The sequence below is a fragment of the Halobacillus sp. ABD4_316 genome (genome assembly GCF_056161385.1).
This window is the reverse complement of sequence record NZ_JBSWZA010000005.1, coordinates 49,760-72,131: the sequence shown is the minus strand read 5'-3', so window position 1 is coordinate 72,131 and position 22,372 is coordinate 49,760. Positions and strand designations below refer to the sequence as shown.

Annotated in this window: 25 protein-coding genes; 10 read left to right on the top strand and 15 right to left on the bottom strand. The window is 46.5% G+C overall.

Features of this window, described 5'->3' with window-relative positions:
- Positions 1–155 precede the first annotated feature (155 nt).
- Together ACXAJH_RS17130 and ACXAJH_RS17125 are read left to right on the top strand one after the other, a co-directional pair.
- Entirely contained in the window at positions 156–665 is a 510-nt protein-coding gene (locus ACXAJH_RS17130) for a DUF2243 domain-containing protein (protein WP_474994711.1), read from the top strand.
- A complete protein-coding gene (locus tag ACXAJH_RS17125) occupies positions 629–1,423 on the top strand; it encodes a cytochrome c oxidase assembly protein (RefSeq protein ID WP_474968055.1) in 795 nt (264 codons plus the stop codon). Before ACXAJH_RS17130 ends, ACXAJH_RS17125 begins: the two co-directional genes overlap by 37 nt.
- Before the next feature lie 124 nt (positions 1,424–1,547).
- On the opposite strand, the gene ACXAJH_RS17120 is transcribed toward ACXAJH_RS17125, so the two are convergent.
- Positions 1,548–2,756: an iron-containing alcohol dehydrogenase gene (locus ACXAJH_RS17120; RefSeq protein WP_474994709.1), complete on the bottom strand. Its 1,209-nt coding sequence runs from the start codon at positions 2,754–2,756 to the stop codon at positions 1,548–1,550.
- Between the two features lie 457 nt (positions 2,757–3,213).
- Positions 3,214–4,734, bottom strand: a complete 1,521-nt coding sequence (locus tag ACXAJH_RS17115) for an AbgT family transporter (RefSeq protein WP_474968052.1) — start codon at positions 4,732–4,734, stop codon at positions 3,214–3,216.
- A gap of 379 nt (positions 4,735–5,113) precedes the next feature.
- Here ACXAJH_RS17115 and ACXAJH_RS17110 point away from each other — a divergent pair, with 379 nt between their 5' ends.
- From ACXAJH_RS17110 to ACXAJH_RS17095, 4 genes are all read left to right on the top strand, one after another.
- Complete coding sequence (locus ACXAJH_RS17110; protein ID WP_027953723.1) at positions 5,114–5,311, top strand: cold-shock protein; 198 nt, start codon at positions 5,114–5,116, stop codon at positions 5,309–5,311.
- A gap of 295 nt (positions 5,312–5,606) precedes the next feature.
- The gene (locus ACXAJH_RS17105; RefSeq protein WP_474968051.1) at positions 5,607–6,455 is read left to right on the top strand and encodes an STAS domain-containing protein; all 849 of its coding nucleotides are present in this window, start codon (positions 5,607–5,609) and stop codon (positions 6,453–6,455) included.
- A gap of 156 nt (positions 6,456–6,611) precedes the next feature.
- A complete protein-coding gene (locus ACXAJH_RS17100) occupies positions 6,612–7,976 on the top strand; it encodes a DUF2254 domain-containing protein (RefSeq protein ID WP_474968050.1) in 1,365 nt (454 codons plus the stop codon).
- Positions 7,977–8,300: 324 nt separating this feature from the next.
- A complete protein-coding gene (locus tag ACXAJH_RS17095) occupies positions 8,301–8,774 on the top strand; it encodes a hypothetical protein (protein WP_474968049.1) in 474 nt (157 codons plus the stop codon).
- Between the two features lie 50 nt (positions 8,775–8,824).
- Here ACXAJH_RS17095 and nfsB read toward each other — a convergent pair whose 3' ends face one another.
- Positions 8,825–9,478: an oxygen-insensitive NAD(P)H nitroreductase gene (gene nfsB / locus ACXAJH_RS17090; RefSeq protein WP_474968048.1), complete on the bottom strand. Its 654-nt coding sequence runs from the start codon at positions 9,476–9,478 to the stop codon at positions 8,825–8,827.
- 666 nt (positions 9,479–10,144) lie between these two features.
- On the opposite strand from nfsB, the gene ACXAJH_RS17085 reads away from it, so the two are divergent.
- Positions 10,145–10,333 (top strand): YjzC family protein, encoded by a 189-nt coding sequence (locus ACXAJH_RS17085; protein WP_027953719.1) that lies wholly within the window; start codon positions 10,145–10,147, stop codon positions 10,331–10,333.
- 591 nt (positions 10,334–10,924) lie between these two features.
- Positions 10,925–11,221 (top strand): hypothetical protein, encoded by a 297-nt coding sequence (locus ACXAJH_RS17080; protein ID WP_474994707.1) that lies wholly within the window; start codon positions 10,925–10,927, stop codon positions 11,219–11,221.
- Here ACXAJH_RS17080 and ddlA read toward each other — a convergent pair.
- Together ddlA and ACXAJH_RS17070 are read right to left on the bottom strand one after the other, a co-directional pair.
- Positions 11,218–12,315 (bottom strand): D-alanine--D-alanine ligase, encoded by a 1,098-nt coding sequence (ddlA, locus tag ACXAJH_RS17075; protein ID WP_474994705.1) that lies wholly within the window; start codon positions 12,313–12,315, stop codon positions 11,218–11,220. The two genes, ACXAJH_RS17080 and ddlA, sit on opposite strands and share 4 nt — an antisense overlap.
- An 82-nt stretch (positions 12,316–12,397) precedes the next feature.
- Positions 12,398–13,360 (bottom strand): helix-turn-helix transcriptional regulator, encoded by a 963-nt coding sequence (locus tag ACXAJH_RS17070; protein WP_474994703.1) that lies wholly within the window; start codon positions 13,358–13,360, stop codon positions 12,398–12,400.
- Positions 13,361–13,448: 88 nt separating this feature from the next.
- Here ACXAJH_RS17070 and ACXAJH_RS17065 point away from each other — a divergent pair, with 88 nt between their 5' ends.
- A complete protein-coding gene (locus ACXAJH_RS17065) occupies positions 13,449–14,318 on the top strand; it encodes an SDR family oxidoreductase (RefSeq protein WP_474968044.1) in 870 nt (289 codons plus the stop codon).
- A 61-nt stretch (positions 14,319–14,379) separates the two neighbouring features.
- On the opposite strand, the gene ACXAJH_RS17060 is transcribed toward ACXAJH_RS17065, so the two are convergent.
- The 10 genes from ACXAJH_RS17060 to ACXAJH_RS17015 all read right to left on the bottom strand — a co-directional run bounded on the left by ACXAJH_RS17060 (position 14,380) and on the right by ACXAJH_RS17015 (position 21,994).
- Positions 14,380–14,760, bottom strand: coding sequence for an avidin-fold protein (locus tag ACXAJH_RS17060; RefSeq protein ID WP_474968043.1), 381 nt, complete (start codon positions 14,758–14,760; stop codon positions 14,380–14,382).
- A 21-nt stretch (positions 14,761–14,781) separates the two neighbouring features.
- On the bottom strand, positions 14,782–16,302 hold the full coding sequence (locus ACXAJH_RS17055) for an HAD-IA family hydrolase (RefSeq protein ID WP_474994701.1): 1,521 nt from the start codon (positions 16,300–16,302) through the stop codon (positions 14,782–14,784).
- Positions 16,302–17,570: an amidohydrolase family protein gene (locus ACXAJH_RS17050; RefSeq protein ID WP_474994699.1), complete on the bottom strand. Its 1,269-nt coding sequence runs from the start codon at positions 17,568–17,570 to the stop codon at positions 16,302–16,304. Before ACXAJH_RS17050 ends, ACXAJH_RS17055 begins: the two co-directional genes overlap by 1 nt.
- A 21-nt stretch (positions 17,571–17,591) precedes the next feature.
- Positions 17,592–17,942 (bottom strand): DUF4181 domain-containing protein, encoded by a 351-nt coding sequence (locus ACXAJH_RS17045; RefSeq protein ID WP_474994697.1) that lies wholly within the window; start codon positions 17,940–17,942, stop codon positions 17,592–17,594.
- Positions 17,943–17,947: 5 nt separating this feature from the next.
- A complete protein-coding gene (locus tag ACXAJH_RS17040) occupies positions 17,948–18,121 on the bottom strand; it encodes a hypothetical protein (protein WP_474968039.1) in 174 nt (57 codons plus the stop codon).
- A 9-nt stretch (positions 18,122–18,130) separates the two neighbouring features.
- On the bottom strand, positions 18,131–18,316 hold the full coding sequence (locus ACXAJH_RS17035; protein ID WP_474968038.1) for a hypothetical protein: 186 nt from the start codon (positions 18,314–18,316) through the stop codon (positions 18,131–18,133).
- Positions 18,317–18,412: 96 nt separating this feature from the next.
- Positions 18,413–18,574, bottom strand: coding sequence for a hypothetical protein (locus ACXAJH_RS17030; RefSeq protein ID WP_474968037.1), 162 nt, complete (start codon positions 18,572–18,574; stop codon positions 18,413–18,415).
- A gap of 154 nt (positions 18,575–18,728) precedes the next feature.
- Positions 18,729–19,628 carry a UTP--glucose-1-phosphate uridylyltransferase GalU gene (gene galU / locus ACXAJH_RS17025; protein WP_474968036.1) on the bottom strand — a complete coding sequence of 300 codons (900 nt, stop codon included), beginning with the start codon at positions 19,626–19,628 and terminating at the stop codon, positions 18,729–18,731.
- 27 nt (positions 19,629–19,655) lie between these two features.
- Positions 19,656–21,188 carry a glycosyltransferase family 2 protein gene (locus ACXAJH_RS17020; RefSeq protein WP_474968035.1) on the bottom strand — a complete coding sequence of 511 codons (1,533 nt, stop codon included), beginning with the start codon at positions 21,186–21,188 and terminating at the stop codon, positions 19,656–19,658.
- A 572-nt stretch (positions 21,189–21,760) separates the two neighbouring features.
- Entirely contained in the window at positions 21,761–21,994 is a 234-nt protein-coding gene (locus tag ACXAJH_RS17015) for a hypothetical protein (protein WP_474968034.1), read from the bottom strand.
- 191 nt (positions 21,995–22,185) lie between these two features.
- Here ACXAJH_RS17015 and ACXAJH_RS17010 point away from each other — a divergent pair, with 191 nt between their 5' ends.
- Entirely contained in the window at positions 22,186–22,368 is a 183-nt protein-coding gene (locus ACXAJH_RS17010; protein ID WP_474968033.1) for a hypothetical protein, read from the top strand.
- The last annotated feature ends 4 nt before the right edge of the window (positions 22,369–22,372 follow it).

Here is a 22,372-nt window from a genome sequence, read left to right as displayed (position 1 = left end):
GCAGGACAATCCTTTCCCTTCTCTATTTATCTTTCACAAACCAGGACATCCAAACCCATCCCGCTCAGACCAGCAGATTTTTACGCAAATACGTTTGTATCACCAGTGGTCTGGGTACAAAATAGGAAGGATTTAGGAGAACAGGAGGTTTATAGATGAGCGCCAAACATATCCAGCCCAACCGCCACCATTATACAAAGCGGACGTTATGGTCCGGCCTGCTATTTGGAATCGGGCTGGCCGCTTTTATAGATGAAACCATCTTTCACCAGTTGTTAAGATGGCATCACTTTTACGATCAATCCACCACAGACGTGGGGCTGATCTCTGACGGATTGTTTCATGCCTTCAGCTGGTTTGCCACGATTGGAGGTTTGTTTTTATTTGCGGATGTCCGGCGCAGAAACGGATTATCCCTCACCCGCTGGTGGGGTGGTGTACTGACAGGCGCAGGAGCTTTTCAATTGTATGATGGGATCATCCAGCACAAGCTGATGAGACTGCATCAAATCCGTTATGTGGAAAATATTCTTCCCTATGACCTCGTATGGAATATATCGGCGGTCCTCATGATCCTGACAGGGGTGTTTCTCCTCAAACGCAGCAGTGGAAAGGGGGGACATTTTCCATGCCTGACTATCATGGAGGGATGGGAGGAGGACTGATGGATGTGGGGATTATCGTTCTTTCTCTTCTTCTCATCGGCTTATACATAGGAGGCGGTATCCATTCCAGCCGGATCCGCCACCTTCACCGCTGGCCTTGGTTTCGTTATGTCTGCTGGGCGGCAGGGATTTTCTGCGTGTGGGCAGCCACAGGCAGCCCCATCGCCGACCAGGCGCACCATGACTTCCGTGCCCATATGCTGGGCCACCTCCTTTTAGGAATGCTCGGACCTCTCCTGCTTGTCCTTGCCGCCCCTGTGACTCTTCTTCTTCGAACACTGCCCGTTGCAGCTGCACGGAACGTTTCCCGTCTACTCAGGAGCTCTTATGCGGGGTTCATCAGCCACCCGGTTACCGCCTCTCTATTAAATATCGGCGGGTTATGGCTGCTTTACACGACCCCCCTTTACACCATGATGCATGAAAATTCCTGGATCCATGCCGCTGTTCACCTGCATGTTTTTCTAGCAGGCGTCCTTTTTACCAGCGCTATGATTTATATCGACCCTGCAGCCCACCGCTTCAGCTTTTTGTACAGGACGGTGGTATTCATCATCGCCCTTGCCGGACACGGGATCCTTTCCAAATACATTTATGCTTCTCCTCCGGATGGCGTCCCACAGCTTCAGGCTGAAGAAGGAGCCAAGCTTATGTATTACGGCGGGGATGTGATCGACGCTGCGATTATTTTCATCCTCTGCCTGCACTGGTACAAAGCCGCGGCTCCTGAAAAACGCGGAGCAGTCGCAGGCAGGTAATCGATTCGGGCGCACCACTTCACCAATCCCAACTTTTCCGTATTATAGGAAGCTTCTCCCTATCTTGCCGGATCCAAACTCACAAAAAAATCCCCCACAACCTGTGAGGGATTTTCCTTGATTATTACGGAATGTTGTTTCCTTCCACAAGAGACGCCTTGGAAAAATCATAATCAAAGCAGACACGGTAAAGCTCTTCGATTTCATAAAGCGTCGGTACTCTCGGATTGCTGGCTGGACTTCCACTGTCCCATGCATCCGCAGACATTTTACTGATAACGCTTTCAAATTCCTGTCTATCGATGCCCCATTCGTTTAAATTAGGGATGTTCAGCTCCCGGCATAATTCTTTGACGGAAGACACCGCATGATCCGCTGCTTGTTCATTGGAAGACAGCCCGTCCGGAGAAAAAATCCTTCCTACATCGGCCAGTCGATCAACCGCCTCCTTTCTGCTGAACTCCAGAACAGCGGGAAGCAGCATCGCGTTTGAGTAACCGTGGGGAACATGAAATAATGCACCAACCGGTCTCGACATGCCGTGAACCAGGCAGACAGAGGCATTGGAAAATGCAACCCCTGCCTGCATCGCAGCCAGGGACATCGCTTCTCTCGCATCCATGTTATCTCCATCATGATAAGCCGTTTTCAAATGCTGGACAATTAAATTCATTGCGGAAAGAGCCATAACATCGGCCATTGGATGGGACTTTTTCGATACATAGGCTTCAATCGCATGACTTAAGGCATCAATTCCTGTAGCCGCTGTCACATGTTTCGGTGAAGAAAGAGTGAGGGTCGGATCAACAATCGCCACATCCGGCAAAAAGGCCGGCTGTTTGATCATCATTTTCACGTCATCCGTGGTGTTCGTAATGACGGTTACATCGGTTGCTTCTGAACCGGTTCCCGCTGTCGTCGGCACCGCCAGATGAGGTGCCGGCCTTACACCCACTGTTTTCTTCCCGCCCCGGTAATCACCGATATACCCTTCATTCGATGCAAGGACAGCAACGGCTTTAGCTGTATCTATACAGCTTCCGCCTCCCAGAGAAATCACTACATCACACTGCTTCGTCCGGAACAATTCGAGGGCTTCGGCTACATAAACATCTGTCGGTTCAGATTCAACTCCTGAATAAACCACGCTTTCCATATTCGATTCAGTTAAGTACTTCCGGCCTTCGTTGACATATCCCAGCTCGTCCATGACAGGATCGCTGATCATCAACGCTCTCCTTCCCCTGAGAGCGGCTTCTTTTCCGATCGTTTGAAAGGCTCCACGCCCATAGTGGATCGTTTCAGGCATTTGAAAGACGGCATAGTGCTTCACGACAACCCCACCTTTTGATTTTTTAATCACAAAACTTGGAACGGACGACCGCAGCCTGGTGGGAAAGATCTCTCGTGTACAGCTTTGAAGTTTTAAAGAGGTGTTATGTAGGTAGCAAACTCGTGGATGAAGGGTGTCATTCTGCTGCCTGCGGTGTTTGTTCGCTTTCATAATACAGATGTATTCGTTACCGATATCCCATATTTTACGCTGATGGGGATGCTCCGAATCGATCAGAACCCTTCCCCTTTCCACCGGCTCATAAAGCCCGTGATCTGTCAGCTTTTTTCAGGTTGGCACTCCGGTGCTCTTCTATCCCATACAACCGTTTCTTTCGACCTTTCTCCAAGTATGGAACCTCCTATTTTTTGTAATTATCTGTATTGTAACACAATTATTTTTTTAAAGAAGAATACAAAAGGACGCCCGCCGTAACAGCGGACGTCCTTTGGATTTTTTAATAATGAATCGGTGATCCCGGCCCTAAATCCGCTCCTGTCATCATCCAGATGATCAGCATGATCGTCCAGGAAATCAGGAAGAAGACGGTGTACGGGAACATGACGGATATGAGTGTTCCAATTCCCATTTTCTTATCGTACTTCTGAGCGAAGGCGATGATGATCGCAAAATAAGTCATCAGTGGTGTAATGATGTTCGTCGTTGAATCGGCTACCCGGTACGCCATTTGTGTCAGCTCCGGGGAATAGCCGAGCTGCATCATGATCGGTACGAACACCGGGGCCATCATCGCCCATTTTGCAGAGGCGCTGCCGATGAATAAGTTAATCACAGCAGCCACAAGGATGAACCCTAATATCAATGGGATGCCTGAAAGATTGGCGGATTCGAGCAGTTCAGCTCCGTACACGCCGATCACAAGCCCCATATTGGTCTCTGAAAAGTACGCGACAAACTGACCAGCTGTGAAAGCGAGCACAATGAACATCCCCATTGATGCCATCGTATCTGAAAGCTGTTCGGCTACATCCTTGTCATTTTTAATTTCCTTCGTGGCGATGCCGTAAAACAACCCTGGAATAAAGAACAGAATCGTTATGATTGGTACAAGAGAGCTCATGAACGGCGACTGGATAATCGCTCCATCTTCCCCTCTCAGCGGTGCGCCCGGCGGAAGAATCAACAGAGCCGTCAATACAGCAGCAATGGCAATGGAAATACCTGCCCATTTCAACCCTTTCTTTTCAACAGCCTCAAGACCTTTCAACTCTTCGCGGAACTGCCCCTTGTACTCACCAAGACGCGGCTCCACAACTTTTTCAGTTACAAGCCCGCCTACGAAGGTCAGAAGAAACACGGATACGATGATAAAGTAATAGTTCATCGCAATGTTCATGCCATCTGCATAAGCAGGATCAATGATCGCTGCCGCGTCAATCGTCAGCTCTCCCAGCAGGGGATCGGTCGCTGATAAAAACAAGTTGGCACTGAACCCGGCGGAAACACCGGCAAAAGCCGCAGCCAGACCTGCAAGCGGGTGGCGTCCGAGAGCAGCAAAAATCACGGCTCCCAGTGGCGGAAGCACTACATACCCGGCGTCAGACGCTACACTGGACATGACACCAGCGAATACGAGTCCATATGTAATCAATGCTCGAGGAACAGATAAGACGAAACCGCGGAGACACGCGCTGATCAGCCCTGTCCGTTCTGCGAGCCCGATTCCGATCATCGTCACGAGTACAACTCCAAGCGGAGCGAACCCGATAAAGTTTTCTGTCATACTGGAAAAAATGTACTCGATCCCATCGGCGCTGAGCAGGTTCTTAACTTCAACCCTTTCCCCTTCTTCCCCGGGATGCTCCACACTGACTCCAAAGCTTGAGACGACAGCCGATATAAGAACAACCAACAGAGCCAGGACAGCAAACAATGTGATTGGATGCGGAAGTTTATTCCCGACACGCTCAATGACATCCAACCCTTTTTGAAACAATCCTTTACGTTTGTTTTCCAAAACACATTTCTCCTCTCTTGTTGCAAAATAAAAAAACGGCTGAGAAACCTTTCCGCCGCTTTTATATATTCCTGCCGCTTTCAGTATATATGCAATGATTTTAAAAATGAAGACGCTTCCAATAATAATCAATATTAGCTCTATTCTGAAAATAATTAGTGATTTTCCTAGTGATGATTCGTGCAAAGTCAGGAAAGTGAATTTTTTTTCACGGAAGGTTGACGTTTCGTCTTTACGCTGATATAGTAGTAATTAATTATTCTTGTTCGTTTAGGAATGAAAGCAGAAGGAACTATTGAGTGACTTTCGTCTGGAATGAATATGCAGAGCAATTATAGTAATACATTGTGGATCAGTTCCACGCAGGAGGTAACAATTTATGTTACAAGGTAATGTGAAATGGTTTAACGAAAGCAAAGGTTTCGGTTTTATTGAAGTAGAAGGACAAGACGATGTATTCGTACACTTCTCTGCTATTCAAGGCGAAGGTTTCAAAACACTAGAAGAAAACCAAACAGTAACATTCGAAATCGTTGAAGGCGACCGCGGACCACAAGCGGCTAACGTTCAAAAGTAATCGCGATTTCATAAAAAGAAGCTTCCATCTGGAAGCTTCTTTTTTTATATATTCAAAATAAGTCCCATCACTCATGAGGACATGACGGCAGCCCCTGTTCATTTCATCCTCCCATGAATCTCCACTTGTAAATCCAATAGAAGCCCTCCACCATAAGGAAGCCCCTCGTCTGACCCTTACCTTTCAGCCATCCTCATTGAAACCCTGTTCTTTTTACTACTATAATATAGGATGCCGTAAAAAGAACGTCGTAATTCCAAGTACGGCCTAATGTTGATGATCAGGGGGCAGGAAGATGAATAGCCAAATGAAAAACACGAACGATAAAATCAAACGCATAGGGATATTTTTATCTGAGAACAGCACAAAAATCGCTCAGGTGTCTCTATCCTCTCAAAACTTCGAAGATACTTATGATTTAAAAGGAAGAGAAGAACAATTTCAAGTATCTATAAAGACCGTTTCTTCTTTGATCCAGCAAATCGGAATCCATTTAGCGGAGAAGGACGAGCGTAAAGAATTAAAATTTTTAAGTGAAATTGAAGCCGGTGCAGCTGTAGAGAATCACCAGCTGATTACTACCGTATTAAGCTCCCTCCCGTATTTCGAGAGAACGTTATGGACATTCCTGGATGATGAATGCAACCAATTAAATTTCACCGCATCCGAAGTCATTCAGTTGAACCAATCGTTAAATCCATTAATCGGTTCCTTCATTTATAACTTCGTTTCGACGTATGTAGAACAGAATGAAGAACAAAGGGAAACGATCAATAACAAATTAAATGAGCTTTCCATCCCTATCATACAAGTATATGAACACATAGGTGTCTCTCCCATTATCGGGGAAATAGATGAAGAAAGAGCGCACCTCATGAGGGAAACCTCCCTGGCTGAAACAAAGAATAAAGACCTTACACATCTTATTATCGATTTATCAGGAGTCACATCCATCAATACATTTGTAGCTCAGCAGTTGAATCATACAATTGAATCCTTGAAACTGATGGGTGTTCAAGTGATTTTGACCGGTTTGAGCCCATCGATATCCCTCTCGCTCGTGGAACTAGGGATAAAGCTGGATCACACAGCGGTCAAGAACAGTCTTCATCAGGCATTATCCGATTTGAATTTATTCAAGTAATAGCTCAGACCACTCTGAAGAAAGGCGTTTACTGCATACCCCTTTCTTTTTCATCCCCATACTGTCCTTTATTACGATTACTTCAACCTGAAAAAGGGGATGGAAAACAGCAGAAGGTTAAGTCAAGAATTCATTAAATAAAAAGGGGTTGAATCGATGTCTAAAAGAAACATTTTCACATACTTTTCGATGACGAAAAGGGAAAGAAGAAACGAATTGAATCAAACATTATGGCTGATGCCGGCCCGTTACATAGGAATAGCCATTGTTCTATCAGCGGTCAGTGTGTTTTTGGATACATTTTTAGATGTTCATCAATACCTTCCACACGCCATGACGTTTAACGGGACCACCGTCAGGCTTCTGGTCACAACACTCATAGGCGGTGTGCTTACTCTGAGTGCCTTCACCATTAACTCCTTGCTTGTGGCTTTGACCACTCTCAGCGGGCAGTTCTCTTCCCGTATGATTTTGAACTTCATTAGTGATTCCGCCACTCAGCATGTCCTTGGTATTTTCAATGGCAGCTTCATTTATGTTTTATTGAATATTATGTATTTAAGCAACAGCAGCAATGAAGCATACTTTGTCATTCCATTCCTTTCCGTACTCGTAACCTTCATGGCGGCCGTTACATTTATATACTTTGTCAACCATACGTCTACGTGGCTTCAGGTACATAACATAACGTCGAATATGAAACAGACCACAACCTCTACCATTCGAACATCCTTAGTGGAAGAGATTGGTGAACACAGAATTAAAGGAGATAATTATCGGGATGAAATCACCGACACATCCGAACCCACTGTCGTACTTGCTGCGAAGTCCGGTCATTTACAATCCGCCAACTTCCCAAAAATAATCGAAGAGGCCCGGAAAGATGATGCAGTCATTGCACTAAGAGCCTCTATAGGTCAATACATTTTAGAGAACACCCCTTTACTAGAGTATTGGCACCACGGAGAGCACTTGGATGTAGAAAAGTATAAGGAGCTTGTTCGTGTGGAGGAGAAAAAAACCGAGATCCAGGACTTGGAATTCGGTTTGGAGAAATTAGTAGAGGTATCAGTGAAAGGATTGGGAAACAACGATCCACTAACTGTGAATAATACGCTGTACCAAATCACAGACCTGCTAAAAGAGATTGGAAACGCGACAAGCTTTTCCCCTATTCTTGTGGATGATACCCAGCATGTTCGATTAAAGTTAAAATACGACGGATTCGACTATTTCTTATTTAAAAGTTTTGGATATATACGAGAATATGCAGGCCAAAATTCAACCGTAATCATCACAATATTGGAAATGCTTCATCTTCTGGCCCAATCGATGGAACCGAATGTTCAGAAAGAAATCTGGTCATTTGCTGAACAAACGATAAAAGGGTATCCACACCCCCTGTATGAAGCCGATGCCCATTTCATTTTAAAAAATCTTAAAGCTCTAGCTGCTCAGACCCAGCATTCGGAAAATTACTCCAGACTGGAAGAGACTTTATTACAAAAAATTCACTCCTGAACATTTGATGATTTTATCAGAAACATCGTTATCCTGTTTTTACAACCGTTTCCTATATAGTAAAAGCCCTTTGGACTTCAACCAAGGGCTTTTTTTATGGAATAACCATTCCCGCGGGTGTTTCCGTGTCTCCCCCCCTTTATAACAGATTATATATTCCGAAATCTCATGGTGAAAGGGGATGGGTAAGGCCACCACTTATACAGCACCTGTTTTGAAAAGGCTCTGGTTACTTTCATTTAAGCTGCGTGCATACATAATCAGCATGGATATATGAAAGTAAGGGTATCCTAACCGCAATGATTGTATGTAAGGAGCGGAACAATGGCTAAATCTAAATGGAAGACCATCTTCCCCGTTACTCTGTTCATCCTTTCCTGGCTGTCGGCTTTCCTGCTTGGCAGACGTACCTTTTTCAGGTATTTACCGATCGCCAGCTTTACGAGTTTGATCATCAGCGTCCTCAGCGTCGTGTCGAATCAGAGGAAATGGTGGGAGAACAAAAACCCCCTCTCCCCCGGACCTGTGGATTACACGTATAAAATCGGTCCGTTCTTCCTGGCAACCATTTGGATTTTCAAATTCACCTATGGGACATTCAAAAAGTATGTACTGCTGAATGCGCTTTTAAATATCATCAATGCTTATGCATTAGCAGAGATCTGGGAGCGGCTCGGGTTATTCAAATTGAAAAAAATCAATCATACGATCTGGTATGTCATCTGCGTTCATCTATCCATCATCATATACGGCGTACAGTTCTTGATGGAAAAAGCCATTAAAAACAGCGGTAAATAAAAAACAGGTGAGGCTGCAGCCTCACCTGTTTTCGTTGTTCCTCTATACCGTTACACTTCCTCAATGATTTCCGCCTGATCCAGTCTTGATTTCGGCAGATCCGCGTTAAAGTCTGTGGATGTACGGTAGCCGAGAGATACAACTACGCTGGACGTGAATCCTTTTTCACGGAGATTGAACTCCTCATCCAATGCCTTCATATCCATGCCTTCCATCGGAACAGCATCGATGCCAAGCTCAGCCACACCAAGCAGGAAGCTTCCTACATTCAAATAGGTTTGCTTTTCAGACCAGTGATAAAGATCCTTCACATCATATTTGTGGGTATCCACAAACATTTTTCTTACGTTATGGTTCATCTCTTTGAATTTCTGTTCAGCAAATCGGCCGTCCTGGTCCTCTTTTTCACTGATATGATGCAGGAATTCATCGGTAATCTCTGTTCTTGTTGCGAAAACGACAACAGCTGAAGCGTCCAGTACTTTTGGTTCGTTGAAGCTGAACATTCCTTCTGCCCCTTTAGCTACACGCTTTTTTCCTTCTTCTGTCGCTGCCAGGATGAAATGCCACGGCTGGACATTTGTAGAAGATGGGGCCAGCTGCAGCATCCCTTTGATTTTTTCTATATCTTCAGTTGAGATTTTTTTCGACTGATCGAATTCCTTTGTTGAGTATCTTTGATTTAATGCTTGAATCGGTTCCATTCCAATCGTCTCCTTTGAATATAATGATTTTATTACTCTCTCTATGGTTTGTTTAAAGCACCTGAAAATTTCATGCAGACCGGGATTTGTTACAGCCGGTCTCTATCGTTCACAATAAATCCGGCTGAAAAGGTAAAACGGCTTCCGCCTATAGAGCTCATTCAAAGTAGAGCTGTCATGAACATCCGCCCATTGGATACAGAGGGTCTCTGCTTTCTCTCTTTCCGAGGCCCATTCCAATACCAAGGCTTCACAGGCGTCCCGCTGTCCGTTCCCTCCGAACTTTCGATCGTCCCTATGATGGTTTCACCCGCACGCTTCCCTCCTTGAATCTGGTTGGTTTCGGTGATGCAGACCTAGCATAGCACAGCACTCAAGGCCACGTAAGTATGCACATTTTTGTGGCATGGTACCCTTTTTTATACCTTGGAAATTAGTGAAAACGATCACATAGAAGCTGAATCATACCGACCACCACCATATAACTAAACCAGGAGAGCGGAATCTTTATTCCTCCCCCTTTATACACACCTTCCATTTTATTACACCGATCATTTTTCCTAAATAATAAATAACTTCCATTTCTATGTGCTTTTTACGTTTATAGGAAATCGAGATGGGTATATTCTCTATGTAACAAAAATAAATGAAAAGGGGTTTTTTGAAATGGCAGATCGTTATAAGACTGGAGAAAAAGCACCTGAAAACGGCACATACGAATTCGACGGATTGGTAAACGGCGGGAACGATGCGGATGTAACGGAAGATGAAAAACATATTGAACTGAGCAACGGAGATACATTCCCACCAACGCGCTCCAATAAGGACGCTGCTTATTGGAAGAAAGCCAAGTAAACCATAAGAAAACCCTCCAGATTTGACTGGAGGGTTTTCTTATGTCTTTTATTACAGAATCCTTTACAATATTAAAGGAATATTTCAAAACACATCGAGCTGTTCCTTTCTATCCAGATCCATGAGACAATGTTATATAAATATAGTAAATAAACCTGTTGATATTGAAAGGCTGAGCAAAGATGTTCCTTATAGAACGCACACGGAATGGGAAAGTAGAAACATTAAAAGATTCAAGCAGCCATCTGACTAAGACCTTCGCGACCCTCTTGGAAGCGGAAACGTTCTGTACTAAACTGAACCGGGTCATCGATTCAGATAAGCAGTGGAAGGTAAAGGAAAGCAGGTTTGTCTGAGAAAGCGGTTGAAAGACGGCTTTCTTTTTTACGGCGTTATGGAAGGATATCAATTAAATAGTGGATGTATCAATTTTTTCTGAGATATATCAATTTTTTTTGAGATATATCAATTTTTTCTGAGATATATCAATCAAAATCCAAATATATCGATGAAACCCCCAATATATCAGTCCATTCCCTTGACGATTTTTCCTCCCACCCTTTAAATGAAAGAGAAAGGGGGAGCACGACTATGAATACGATCAAGGTCCTAAAATGGATCACCGGCAGTATAGAGTTTATGGCCATTGTCCCCGTTTACGGATTGGTTTTAATCCTTATTCCTTATTCGTTCACGGTAATGGCAGCCGTTCATTTGCTTGTCCTTCTACTCGCAAAAAAAAGCGGCCTCCCTATCGCAGGAAACCTTGTCGGGATAGCCGCTTCACTTATGATTTTCTACACACCATGGGACTGGTTCTTCCATCTTATCGCAGCGATTCTGCTTACACGGGAAGCCTCGCTTATGAAGCGTTCTGCCGTCGATTAGTCAACGGTATTCTTCAATGCTTGATCCTGATGATGGCGTTCGATGGCGAGATCCAGCAGCTTCTCGATCAGCTTCGAATAAGAAATACCGCTCGCTTCCCACAGTTTTGGATACATACTGATTTTAGTAAAACCGGGCAGCGTGTTCACCTCATTGATGATCAGCTCACCATTCTCTTTCAGGAAGAAGTCCACCCGTGCAAGCCCCTGACATTCCAGAGCTTCAAATGCCTGGATGGACTGGATCCGGATATCTTCCATAACGGTCTCATCCAAGTCGGCCGGGATTTTCAGTGATGCCCCGTTTTCATCTATATACTTCGTCTCATAGGAGTAGAAGTCGCTGTTGGGCAGCACTTCCCCGGCTGTAGAAGCGGCGGGCTGCTCATTTCCGAGCACAGCACACTCGATTTCCCTGCCTTCGATACACGCTTCGATCATCACCTTGTGGTCATACTGGAGCGCTTTGTCCAGGCCTTCTTTATACTCTGCTTCTGTCCTGATTTTGCTGACGCCCACGGATGATCCTTGATTCGCCGGTTTAATGAAGAAAGGAACACCAAGGTTGTTCTCGACTTCTTCAAAGGATGGGGCGCTTGATGCCGACCGCTTCACGGTAAACCAGTCAGCGACTAGAAATCCGGCCGATTGCAGCAGCTTTTTTGTAATGTCTTTATCCATGCACACCGCGGAGCTTAGTACATTGGGGCCGACGTAAGGAAGATTGGCCATACGGATCATCCCCTGCACACTCCCGTCTTCTCCAAGAGGACCGTGGAGGATCGGAAAGATGACATCCAGCTGCTCCAATGCTTCTGATCCTGTGAGGGAAATCATTTGATCCTTTTCCCGGCCCGGGACCACTGCAACATTATTGTTGGATATATAGAGCTCAATCTTGTCCGGATGGTCTTCATTGATTATGTAATTATCCGGGCTGCTTAAATGCCAGCCCCCCTGCTTATCAATACCGATCAACGTCACTTCATACCGTTCATGGTCCACGGCTTCCATGATGTTTTTCGCAGACTGAAGCGACACTTCATGCTCCGAGGATTTCCCGCCGAACAACAGGCCTACTTTTATTTTTCCCATGATTTTCGTCCTCCCTTTTCCTGACATTTCCTTCTTCTTTATCATATCAAAAAAACGGGAGGGTTCATGACTTTCCTGAGATTCATTGATAAAGGTCCAGAAGCCCCTGTGCTCTTGCTTTAATCTTTTCAATGAGCGCTTCAGGATCTATCACCTTCACTTGACTGCCGAAGCCTGTGACAAAACCGACCGCTTCTTCTTCTGTGTTGAACAGCAGGGACTGCTCCACCCAGCCATCAGCCTCTAAACGTCCTTCTCCATCCGGTGTGACAAAACGCGGAGTAAAAAAGATGCGGCGGTAGGCCTCCGGTGAAACGCGGAGTATAACAGGATACTTGGGAAGGTTGCGTGTGAACTGTTTTTTAGACGCTTCCCAATAGGAAGCCAGATGAAAGTCCACAGGTCTTTCGAACGTTTCTTCTATTTCAGTTACCGTTCGGATCCGCGCGTGTTTATAGTTCCGGTACTCTCCCTGATCATTCAGCGCAGCCACGTACCATTGGTTCGCCTTGGCAATCAGACCGAGCGGGCAGATGGTTCCCTCTGTCACCGTTCCATCAGCTTTTTCGTAAATCATTTGAACCCTTTTCTCCTCCATGACCGCTTTTTTCAACATATCCAGAGAAGGACCTGTCTCCTCGCCCCGTTCTTTCCATGTTCCCATATCTACATATATCCGGGACCATACATTCCGCGCCATCTCTCTGGAATGTTCCGGCAGTGATAAAAGCAGCTTCTGCATCCGGTCGTCCCCGCCATCATCCATGTGGAGATCCTGTATGATTTTATCTGCTGGTGGAAGAAATAAAGCCAGCATCTCCTGCTCCTTCAGCCAGCTGAGCTTCTGTTTCCAATGATCGACGAGTCTCCATCCCCCCGCTCTTCCTTTCTCTGCATACACCGGAAGTCCGGCAGCACTCAAGGATTCCATATCACGGTGGATGGTCCGTTCTGATACTTCCAACTCCTCAGCCATCCGTCGCGTCGTCACCGTCTGTCCATGTTGGAGAAGCAGAAGGATTTTCATCAAACGTTCTGCTCTCATAAAAAAATCCCTCCCTTTTTTTAAATATGACACTCTTTGTCATACTTTAAAGATAGGATAAAGATAACGCAAAAGAAAGGATGATTCCATGACCCTGAACAATACAATCGCAGTTGTCGCAGGAGCCACAAGAGGCGCTGGCAGAGCCATGGCCGTCAAGCTCGGAGAAACCGGGGCTGTCGTTTACGTCACCGGACGGACGACAAGAGAAGAACAGTCCCCGATGGAACGGAAGGAAACGATTGAAGAAACTGCGGAACTTGTTACAAAAGCCGGCGGGACAGGCATCCCGGTCAAAGTCGACCACACGAAAGAAGAAGATGTTCAAAAACTTTTTCAAAAGATTGAAGAGGAACAAGACGGAAAACTCGACATCCTCGTCAATGATATCTGGGGCGGTGACCCGCTGACTGAATGGGGCAAAGATATCGCGGAACATGATATGACCAAAGGGCTGCAGCTCCTGAATCAGGCTGTGAAGGCTCACATCATTACGGCACATCATGCTGTACCGCTGATGAAAAAGAACCGCTCCGGTTTGATTGTAGAAATAACGGATGGCACCGACTACAATTACCGCGGCAGTTTCTATTACAGCCTTGCCAAAGTCTCGAACATCCACATGGCCGCAGCGATGGCGGAGGACTTGAAAGGCTTTGGCATTACCGCTGTTTCGTTGACACCGGGATTCCTCCGTTCCGAAGCGATGCTGGAACACTTTGGTGTGACAGAGGAAAACTGGAAGGAGGGCGCCGAGGTCGACCCCCACTTCATCGCCTCAGAATCGCCGGCTTACATTGGAGAAGCGTTGAAACATCTCGTACTCGATCCGGATGCCGCCCGGTTTAACGGACAGGCACTGAGTACATGGGGCCTCACGGACGTTTATGGATTTAAGGATGCGGACGGCACTCAGCCGCACTGGGGCCGGCACTTTGAAAAGTATGTAAAGGAATAAAAAAAGGCACGATCCCGATCTGTCGGTGATCGTGCCTTCTTTCTTACTCTGGATGGTGCATTTACAGGTTCTTCTCTTTAAATGTGCGGTGCAGTTCCCGTGACTCGACCTCTTTAATGATGGACGAGCCCGTTGTCTGTTCCTCGTCCATCCACTGCCATTGTTCATGCAGCTCCAGCTGTCCGTCTTCGTTGATGTGCGGCACAGACCGGCACTTTCCTCCCCTGATTTCATGATCGGTGTTGATATGGTTGTATCTGAATTCAAGCGTATCATCGTCATGGACAAGGCCAATCAGGCGCCCTTTGATAATATCTCCACCTGCATAATCCGCATAAAGGATGCGGCCCTCCTGGTAATACGTAAACTGCGTTTTGGACGAAACTTCTCCACCTGGGCTGTTTTCAACGGATACAAACGTACGGTTATGATAGTTGACCAATGCATTCCCCTCCTTTTCCCATCACTGATACCTGCTCATTCCGCTTTCAAAAGCCGCCCTGTCCCCATAGTTCAGACCGTAGAGCGCCTCCTGCAAAGCAAATGTCTGTTTATAGAAATGGGCACGCTCAAACATCTGCGCCCCGCCTGGATACAGAGACCATGCCTCTTTAACAAAAGATTCGCCGTAGCCGGCCAGAAGACCTGCAAAATCATAGGCAGGATCGCCGATGCCTGTTTCGCCGAAGTCTATCACACCTGTGACCTGCCTGCCCTCTTTATCCCAGAGCAGGTTGGACGGACCGAAATCTCCGTGAATAAGCGTCGTGGAAAACGTAAACCGTTCCTGCTCAAAAAAAGTTTCGAACGTATCTTTCACCTCTATCCTGGAAGAGCCGCACATGAAAGGAAACAATCGGTGCTGGATGTCTGCATATAACGTTTCAAGGCCAGCTTTTATCTGTTCCGCTGTCGTCTTCTCCACTGTCCTACGATCGGTCGGTATATTGTGAAGTCTATAGAGGAACGAGGACAACTGTGCTGCGATGTGTTTCTGCAACGACTCCTCCAGTCTTTCCATATCCGCAGGCCACAACGGCTCTCCTTCGATACACCGAACGCCCGAAAAAACATTCTCCGGCGCCTGATTATCCAAAAACCTGTATGCAGGTTCAGGAATAGGAAGAGGGAGCTTCCCTTGGATATGATCAAGGACACGCGTTTCCCGAATGAGCTTCTGAACCCCTTCCTTGTATTTCGGAAAGCGGAACACATACTTCCCATTGATGACGTAGACATCATTGTTCTGACCCTGCTCATATCTTTCCATAACATGCACAGACAGACCGGGACAGTGCCCTTGAATGATGTCCGCTTTCTCTTTTTTCTGTAAGTTACGCAGCACTACAGGAATTTCCTCTAATCCGGTAATCACAGCATCAGCTTCTGCTGTTTTCCAAAGCGGGTTCTTCTTCCAAACGGTTTTCATGCCGGCTTTTGCTGCTGCCTGGACATCTTTTTCCGGATGATCGCCAACAAATACACAGGCTTCCACCGGCACTCCCAGACGGCGGGCTGCCCTTTGAAAAATGGCTGCATCAGGCTTTTTTACGCCTTCAGATTCGGAGATAAGAATGTCCTTTATATAAGTATCGATTCCGAGTGCCTGGATGTTGTCCATTTGAAAGGGATGGCGTCCATTTGTCAGGATTCCGAGCTTCCACCCATTGCCTTGCAGCCCATCTAACAGTTCGATGAGAAAAGGAAAGGGTACACAAGAATCTTGAAAATGTTTCAAATAGTCGTCCAGCAGTTCTTCCCACGCTGCACCTTTGATATCAAATTCCTCGATCAGCTGCTGATAGACAACATCTTTCCAAACGTATCCGTGGTCATCCAGTTCGATAAACCGCTGCACGTAGGTTTCTTTAGGAATGATGCTGAGCGCCTCCTGCCATCTCTCATACTGCCCAGTGATAAACGTCCGTACAGAAGCGTCCCGGTCAAGCAGCGTGCCATCCAGATCAAACAGGACTGCCTGCATCAGCCATCCCTCCGCTCGTTCACATATTCCTGAAACCCCTTCAACGCTTTGGAGAACGCCTCGTTGATTTCCTTTTCATCGATGTTCATCATCCTTCTATTTTTCATCACCCAGTCCCCCTCGACCATGACGTGCGCCACATCCTCGTCCCTCACTTGGAACAGCAGGTTGTGCAGAGCAGTGGAAAATTGTTCGTTCTCAAAAAAAGTGTTTGTATATTCATTTTTTCTGATGAACACAAGATCCGCTTCAAAGCCTTCTTCGATCCGGCCCAGCCTGTCTTGCATTCCATACGCGGCCGCGCCGTTCTCTGTTGCCATCTTCCACACGTCTACGGCGGAAAAGCGGTCGACCGGCTGGTGGATTTTCAATCCGTAATACACCATCTTCATAAGATCCCACATATTCGTGTGGACGAAATCGGTGCCGAGAGAGACGTTCACCCCTTTTTCAATCATAAGAGGAACATCCGCCACCCCTGCCCCGGTGTCGAGGTTGGATAACGGACAGTGCACAACGGAACTTTCCTGATCTGCAATGATTTCAATATCTTTTTCTGATAGATAGACGCCGTGAAAAAGGACGGTCTCCTCATCCAACAGGCCGCGCTCCTGATAGAGCTCGACGCTGGACCGGCCGAACGCCTCGTAAACAAGGTTGTGGCGCCACTTGTTTTCCATGCAGTGGGTCATCCGGACCGCCTTGTACGCTTCGTTCTCATCTTGCAGCTTCAGCAGTTCCTCTTGGGTCAGGTCTTCCTCTTCCAGCAAGTGCGTTCCGAACATCACTCGTCCGTTGATGTTGTTATGATACTCCCCGATTTCTTCATATGTATCTACGATTCCCCTGATCCCGAGGCCGTTCACCGCTTCACTCAGCTGCCACGGAGATGGGCCTGGATCCGAGTCGCTCACGAAGGTTATCCCGCTTTTCACCATTTCGATGTAACTCTTCTGCGCCACCTTATAGAAAAGCTCCCGGGACATATAATGATCCAGATAATCAAAAAACAGCTGCTGGATGCGGCCCTGGTCAGAATCCCCAGCCCAGTCCTGAATAGCCATCTCTTTCATTAACCCGGCTGCTAAAGGGGAATAGCTGTGAAAGTGGGCATTCACTAATCCAGGCACAATGATATACTCCTCACAATCCATTACTTCTTCCTCCTGAGCGTCAGGTTGAAAGGTGATTTTCCCGTTCACAATGCGAAAACCGCCCCTTTCTAAATACCCTTCCGCATTCAAAAAAACAGCATTTTCAAGCTTCATCTTCTTTCCCGCCTTTCCTATTTAATGGATGAACAGGGCAAAAGAGATCAACACCGACCCGAGGGCGAGTGTTTTGATAAACTGCCTGGATGCTTTGATGTATCGGTATTCAAACCAGACCTCAATCGCTGTCATGATAACAAGAAAGCTGACCCAGAATACCCTTAGATAAAAGGTGGAATCCAAGGAGAGCACAAGCCAGAGCAGACTTACAAAAACAACGGCCGCCCCACCTCTCACCCATTGATAAGCTTTTTTTCCTGATGTTTCATGCACATACCGGGTCTTCTTTAACCCCAACAGCTTTTTCAACACAAAATCCATGGCAATGACGAGTACAATCCCGCTAACGATAAAAATCCATAGATTCACAGCATTCATTCCTTTCCTGTATTCTCCTTACTCTGCTGCTCCTTTATCACTACTTTTAAAAGAGATTTCACTTCCTCTATATCCCTCTCCTGCTTGCTCATCTTTTTATCCATATAACTTACCGTAAAGACGACATATAACAACAAAACTAAGCCTGCAAGGACCAAAAATCCACCCATCATCATCACCTACTCCACCGTCTGATTCGCTTTGATCACAAGGTCGCCGACGCCCATGGCCGTGAATCCATTCAACAGACCAAACCATGGAAGGACGGATCCTCCCCCGCCTGAAAAAAGCATCACAATCGCAGCGACCGCACTAAAAAACACAAAAAACAATCCTAAAACAAATACAATCCGTCCGACAATCACAACATATGTCCCTCCATCTTTCTTTTCATCATCAGGTTATCTTTCTTTGTATGTATGTCGTCCATTCCGAACAGAAGCCGACCTGCCTTTTTAAGATCACCCGCCCCTTTTTTCCACGAATAAAAGAACCAATGTCGCCAGCGGACCTAAGAGGAGCGATAACAAAAACCAGTTCAATCCTGTCCGATTTTTCCCCTGAGCGAGGCCGGCGTTGATCAAGGCGAGTGTTCCCCACCCGACGGCGTATGAGTTGTCCATGTTCCCTCTCTCCTTATAAGAATCATCTACATTTTCCAGCCTGTTTCCATCGTAACATGGATCAGCCATGGTCCGGGGCGTCATTTCCATACGCATGTTAAGCGACCATCTAAAAAACCGTCTCTGTCTGTGAACAGACAGAAACGGTTCTTATTTACGAAATCTGTGTTTTCATCCGCATGGTTTCATAGTTTTCGACCACTTTTTTCATATACTCATACAGGTCTTCTTGAAGCTCCTCACGTTCAAGAGCAAGATCAATCGTGGTCTGGACAAACCCCAGTTTCTCCCCTACATCATAGCGGCGCCCTTCCATCTCCCAGGCATGGACAGAGTGGATGGTATTCAGCCGGTCAATGGCGTCCGTCAGTTGGATTTCCCCACCCGCTCCGATTTCGTGGCGGTCCAGGAAGGCGAATATTTCAGGTGTCAGGACGTAGCGGCCGATGATCGCCATATTGGACGGAGCCGTTCCCGGTTTCGGCTTTTCAACAAAGCCTTCCACGTCATACCACCGTCCTTGCTGGGCAGCCGGCTGGATGATCCCGTATTTATGGGTCTCTTCCATAGGTACAGCTTTCACACCGATAACAGGGGACTGTGTTTCTTCATAAATATCCATCAGCTGGCGGATGCCCGGTCTTGCACTGCGCATAATATCGTCACCGAGAAGCACAGCGAACGGCTCGTCCCCGATGAAGTGGCGGGCACACCAGACCGCATGACCCAGTCCCTTCTGCTCTTTCTGCCGAATGTAATGGATATCAGCGAGGTTGGTCGTGTAACGGACTTGATCCAGCAGTTTCTGCTTGCCTTTATCCAGCAGCGTTTTTTCCAATTCGAAGGCCGTGTCAAAATGATCCTCGATCGACCGCTTCCCTTTTCCTGTCACAATAATGATTTCTTCGATACCCGCTTGAATGGCTTCTTCTACAATGTATTGGATGGTCGGCTTGTCGACAATCGGCAGCATTTCCTTCGGCTGCGCTTTCGTAGCTGGAAGAAACCTCGTTCCAAAACCCGCTGCTGGAATAATCGCTTTTTTCACTTTCATCCTAATGTCCTCCTTTATTTCAAGTGGTTATGCTGTATGTCTTCCACGAAGCGTCCAGATTTGGTACGCCATCAACAATGAGGTATAGATGGTAAGTACGGTTAAGATCACCCAGCCTGTGTCGAGATAAGGGTATACCGCTTCCTGTACAGGGGTACTTGTCAGGAAGTCACGGTAATGGAAGGCGAGATAAACGAGCACTCCGACAGCGGCTGCGATGCCGACCAGACCTTCCGCCAGTTTACTCCGTGTTGTTCCTCTTTCCGCACTGTACTGGATCGCCCACCCATCTTTTTTATGGGCGGAAAGCTTGCCGAGCCAGACATGGGAAAAGGTCACAAAGTTGACCCACAAATACATCTCAGGACTGATCAATAACCCGGCGAGAATCACGTCAATGGGTCGGTGCATCGGTGTTTTCAAGGCAAGAATCGTATTCAGGACAGAAGCAAGGATGATCGGGGTCAGCCAGATCCACGCCCAGAAGAATTGATCGGTTGCCACCGATACGGTCAGAAGGCTGATGAACAACAGACGGATCATCAAATCGATGAAGGTTTTAATCTGGGAACGCCAGATTTTCGAACGGTGTTTCGATTTCACGCCGATGTCGCTGTTGGTCAGAAGTTCGACCGTCCCCCCCTGCCATTTGTTCCGCTGCTGACGGAAGGTGTGGTAGGAACGCATCGAGTCTACGAAGCAGCGGGCTTTGGGGCTGATAAGTGTTTTCCATTTTTTCTGGATCTGCCAGGTTAACAGCATATCCTCCACATCACTTTCATCCTGCCACGGGCCATCGAGTTTGTTTTCCTCAATAATATCCTGGAGAGCTTCCGGGCGGAACAGTGTCGCCTGTCCTCCGAGAACATAGGTGCTCCCACCACGGTACTGAAGATCGAGCAGCCAGCTCGCCATATCCTGCTTCTGCTGATGGGTCCACCAACGCGTGATCGGACCGCCATATTGGCCGCTTGCAATCATTTCTTCATAATGAACATCATCTTTAGAAATCAGGCTTTTCTTTTTCGGCATCCGCATCGTATACTTCGCCATCACCCCGCCGATGTTCCGGGCGCTCATCAAGCCTTCCCAGAGCTGCGTCAAAGCATCCGGGGCAAGGCGGCTGTCGGCATCCATCCCGAGGATCGCCTTGACCGAGGTTTTGTAAAACTCCTCATAAACGCTTGGTTTCTTATCGTAGAGGTCCAGAGGATCACCGTAGATGCTCTTCCAGGCAGCGTTTAAGGCGCCTACTTTGCGCTGCTTGTTATTGACGGTCGTCAACACTTTCAAGTTCAGGTTGAATTCTTCCCCTGCAGCGAGCGCAACTTCCTCTGTCCGGTCTGTACAGTTGTCGGCGATGACAATAACATCAAGCTCCACGTCCTTTGGCAGCGTCTGATCACCGAGGCCGGCCAGGCAGTCGCGGATGGACTTTTCTTCATTGTGGGCGGGAATGAATGCTGTAATTCTCGGTTTCATGTACGTATGTTTGACGCCGTGGATATTCAGCGTCGGCCGGTCATCCTGAACAGACGGGATGGATACCACATTTTCCATTCGATTACCTCCATTGGTTCGCTCCGCAGTCCTGTAGGACACTCTCAGCAGAACGTCTCGTTCTTTTTCGTTCGTTTTAACGAATGATTGTGTTCATTATAAAATGCTTTTTTCAAATAGAAAAGTTCTATATTCACGGGTATTCCTTTATAACGAACAAAAAACCAATGTTTTTTTCAATTTCCCTCCCATTTTTAACTAATTTCACGTATTTAGAACAAACGAACTAATTCTTTTGATGCATAAAAAATACCCCGGTGCATCCACCGGGGTTCGTTCATAACTAAAATACAATCCTATAAGGCCAGGTTCCTTCCATAGGTCTGACAAAAAAGCAGAGGTCATCAGCCTTCGTCTCAGCCCTTCGTTTTCACGGATGATCAAGGACTGCTGATGAAGCGGATGATTTGAGCTGCACATGACGTGTTCCAGCTTTCAGGAAGAAAAAGAAGCTCTTTCAGCCGGACTTACCTATGTAATCCCAAGCGTGCACCGGCTGCGTCCAGCTATTCTTCCGGACGTGCTTCCTCATCTATGTTTCCCTTTACAGCTTTGCTTCCCTAAAGGAAGAGCTACTGGATTTTGCGCATACGTCCGTACCCACTATAAGGGTTTGTTTTCGCACGGAAATACTGGCGGGCACCGTGATAGGTCGTATACCACAAACCATTGATAATGGAATACTTTCCTTCGCTTTCTTTCTGATAACAGACCGGGTGAAATGATGAACCAAACACTTGATCTTTCACCTCAATAATGCCGAGCCCATTCTTCTCATCTTTCCAAATGGCTACTATCTGTTCCACCCTTCCACCCCCTGAAATGTAATGACGAGAATAATTATGCCAAATTCTTCACATCCTGGCAATCCTTTTTTTCAGAAAAATCGCAAATTATTAGAAAAGGATCCCATAAGAACAGATATTCCCCGCTTTCCAATTTCTGTTTACCACTCACCAGAAAGGGTAGATGAGAAGAAAAGGAAGGGGAGGATGTTATGAAAAAGAAAACGAAAGCCATCCTTATAGCGCTCGGAGGATTGGTTATGCTTGGGTTTATTGTGTTTGAGATCGTTCAAGGTGACATTGGATATACGACGTTCAAAAACATCGGGGTCGTGGCTGTTATCGCTTATGTTGTGTACACGTTTTTTTCAAAGAAACAGAAGAGTGAGATATAGAAAA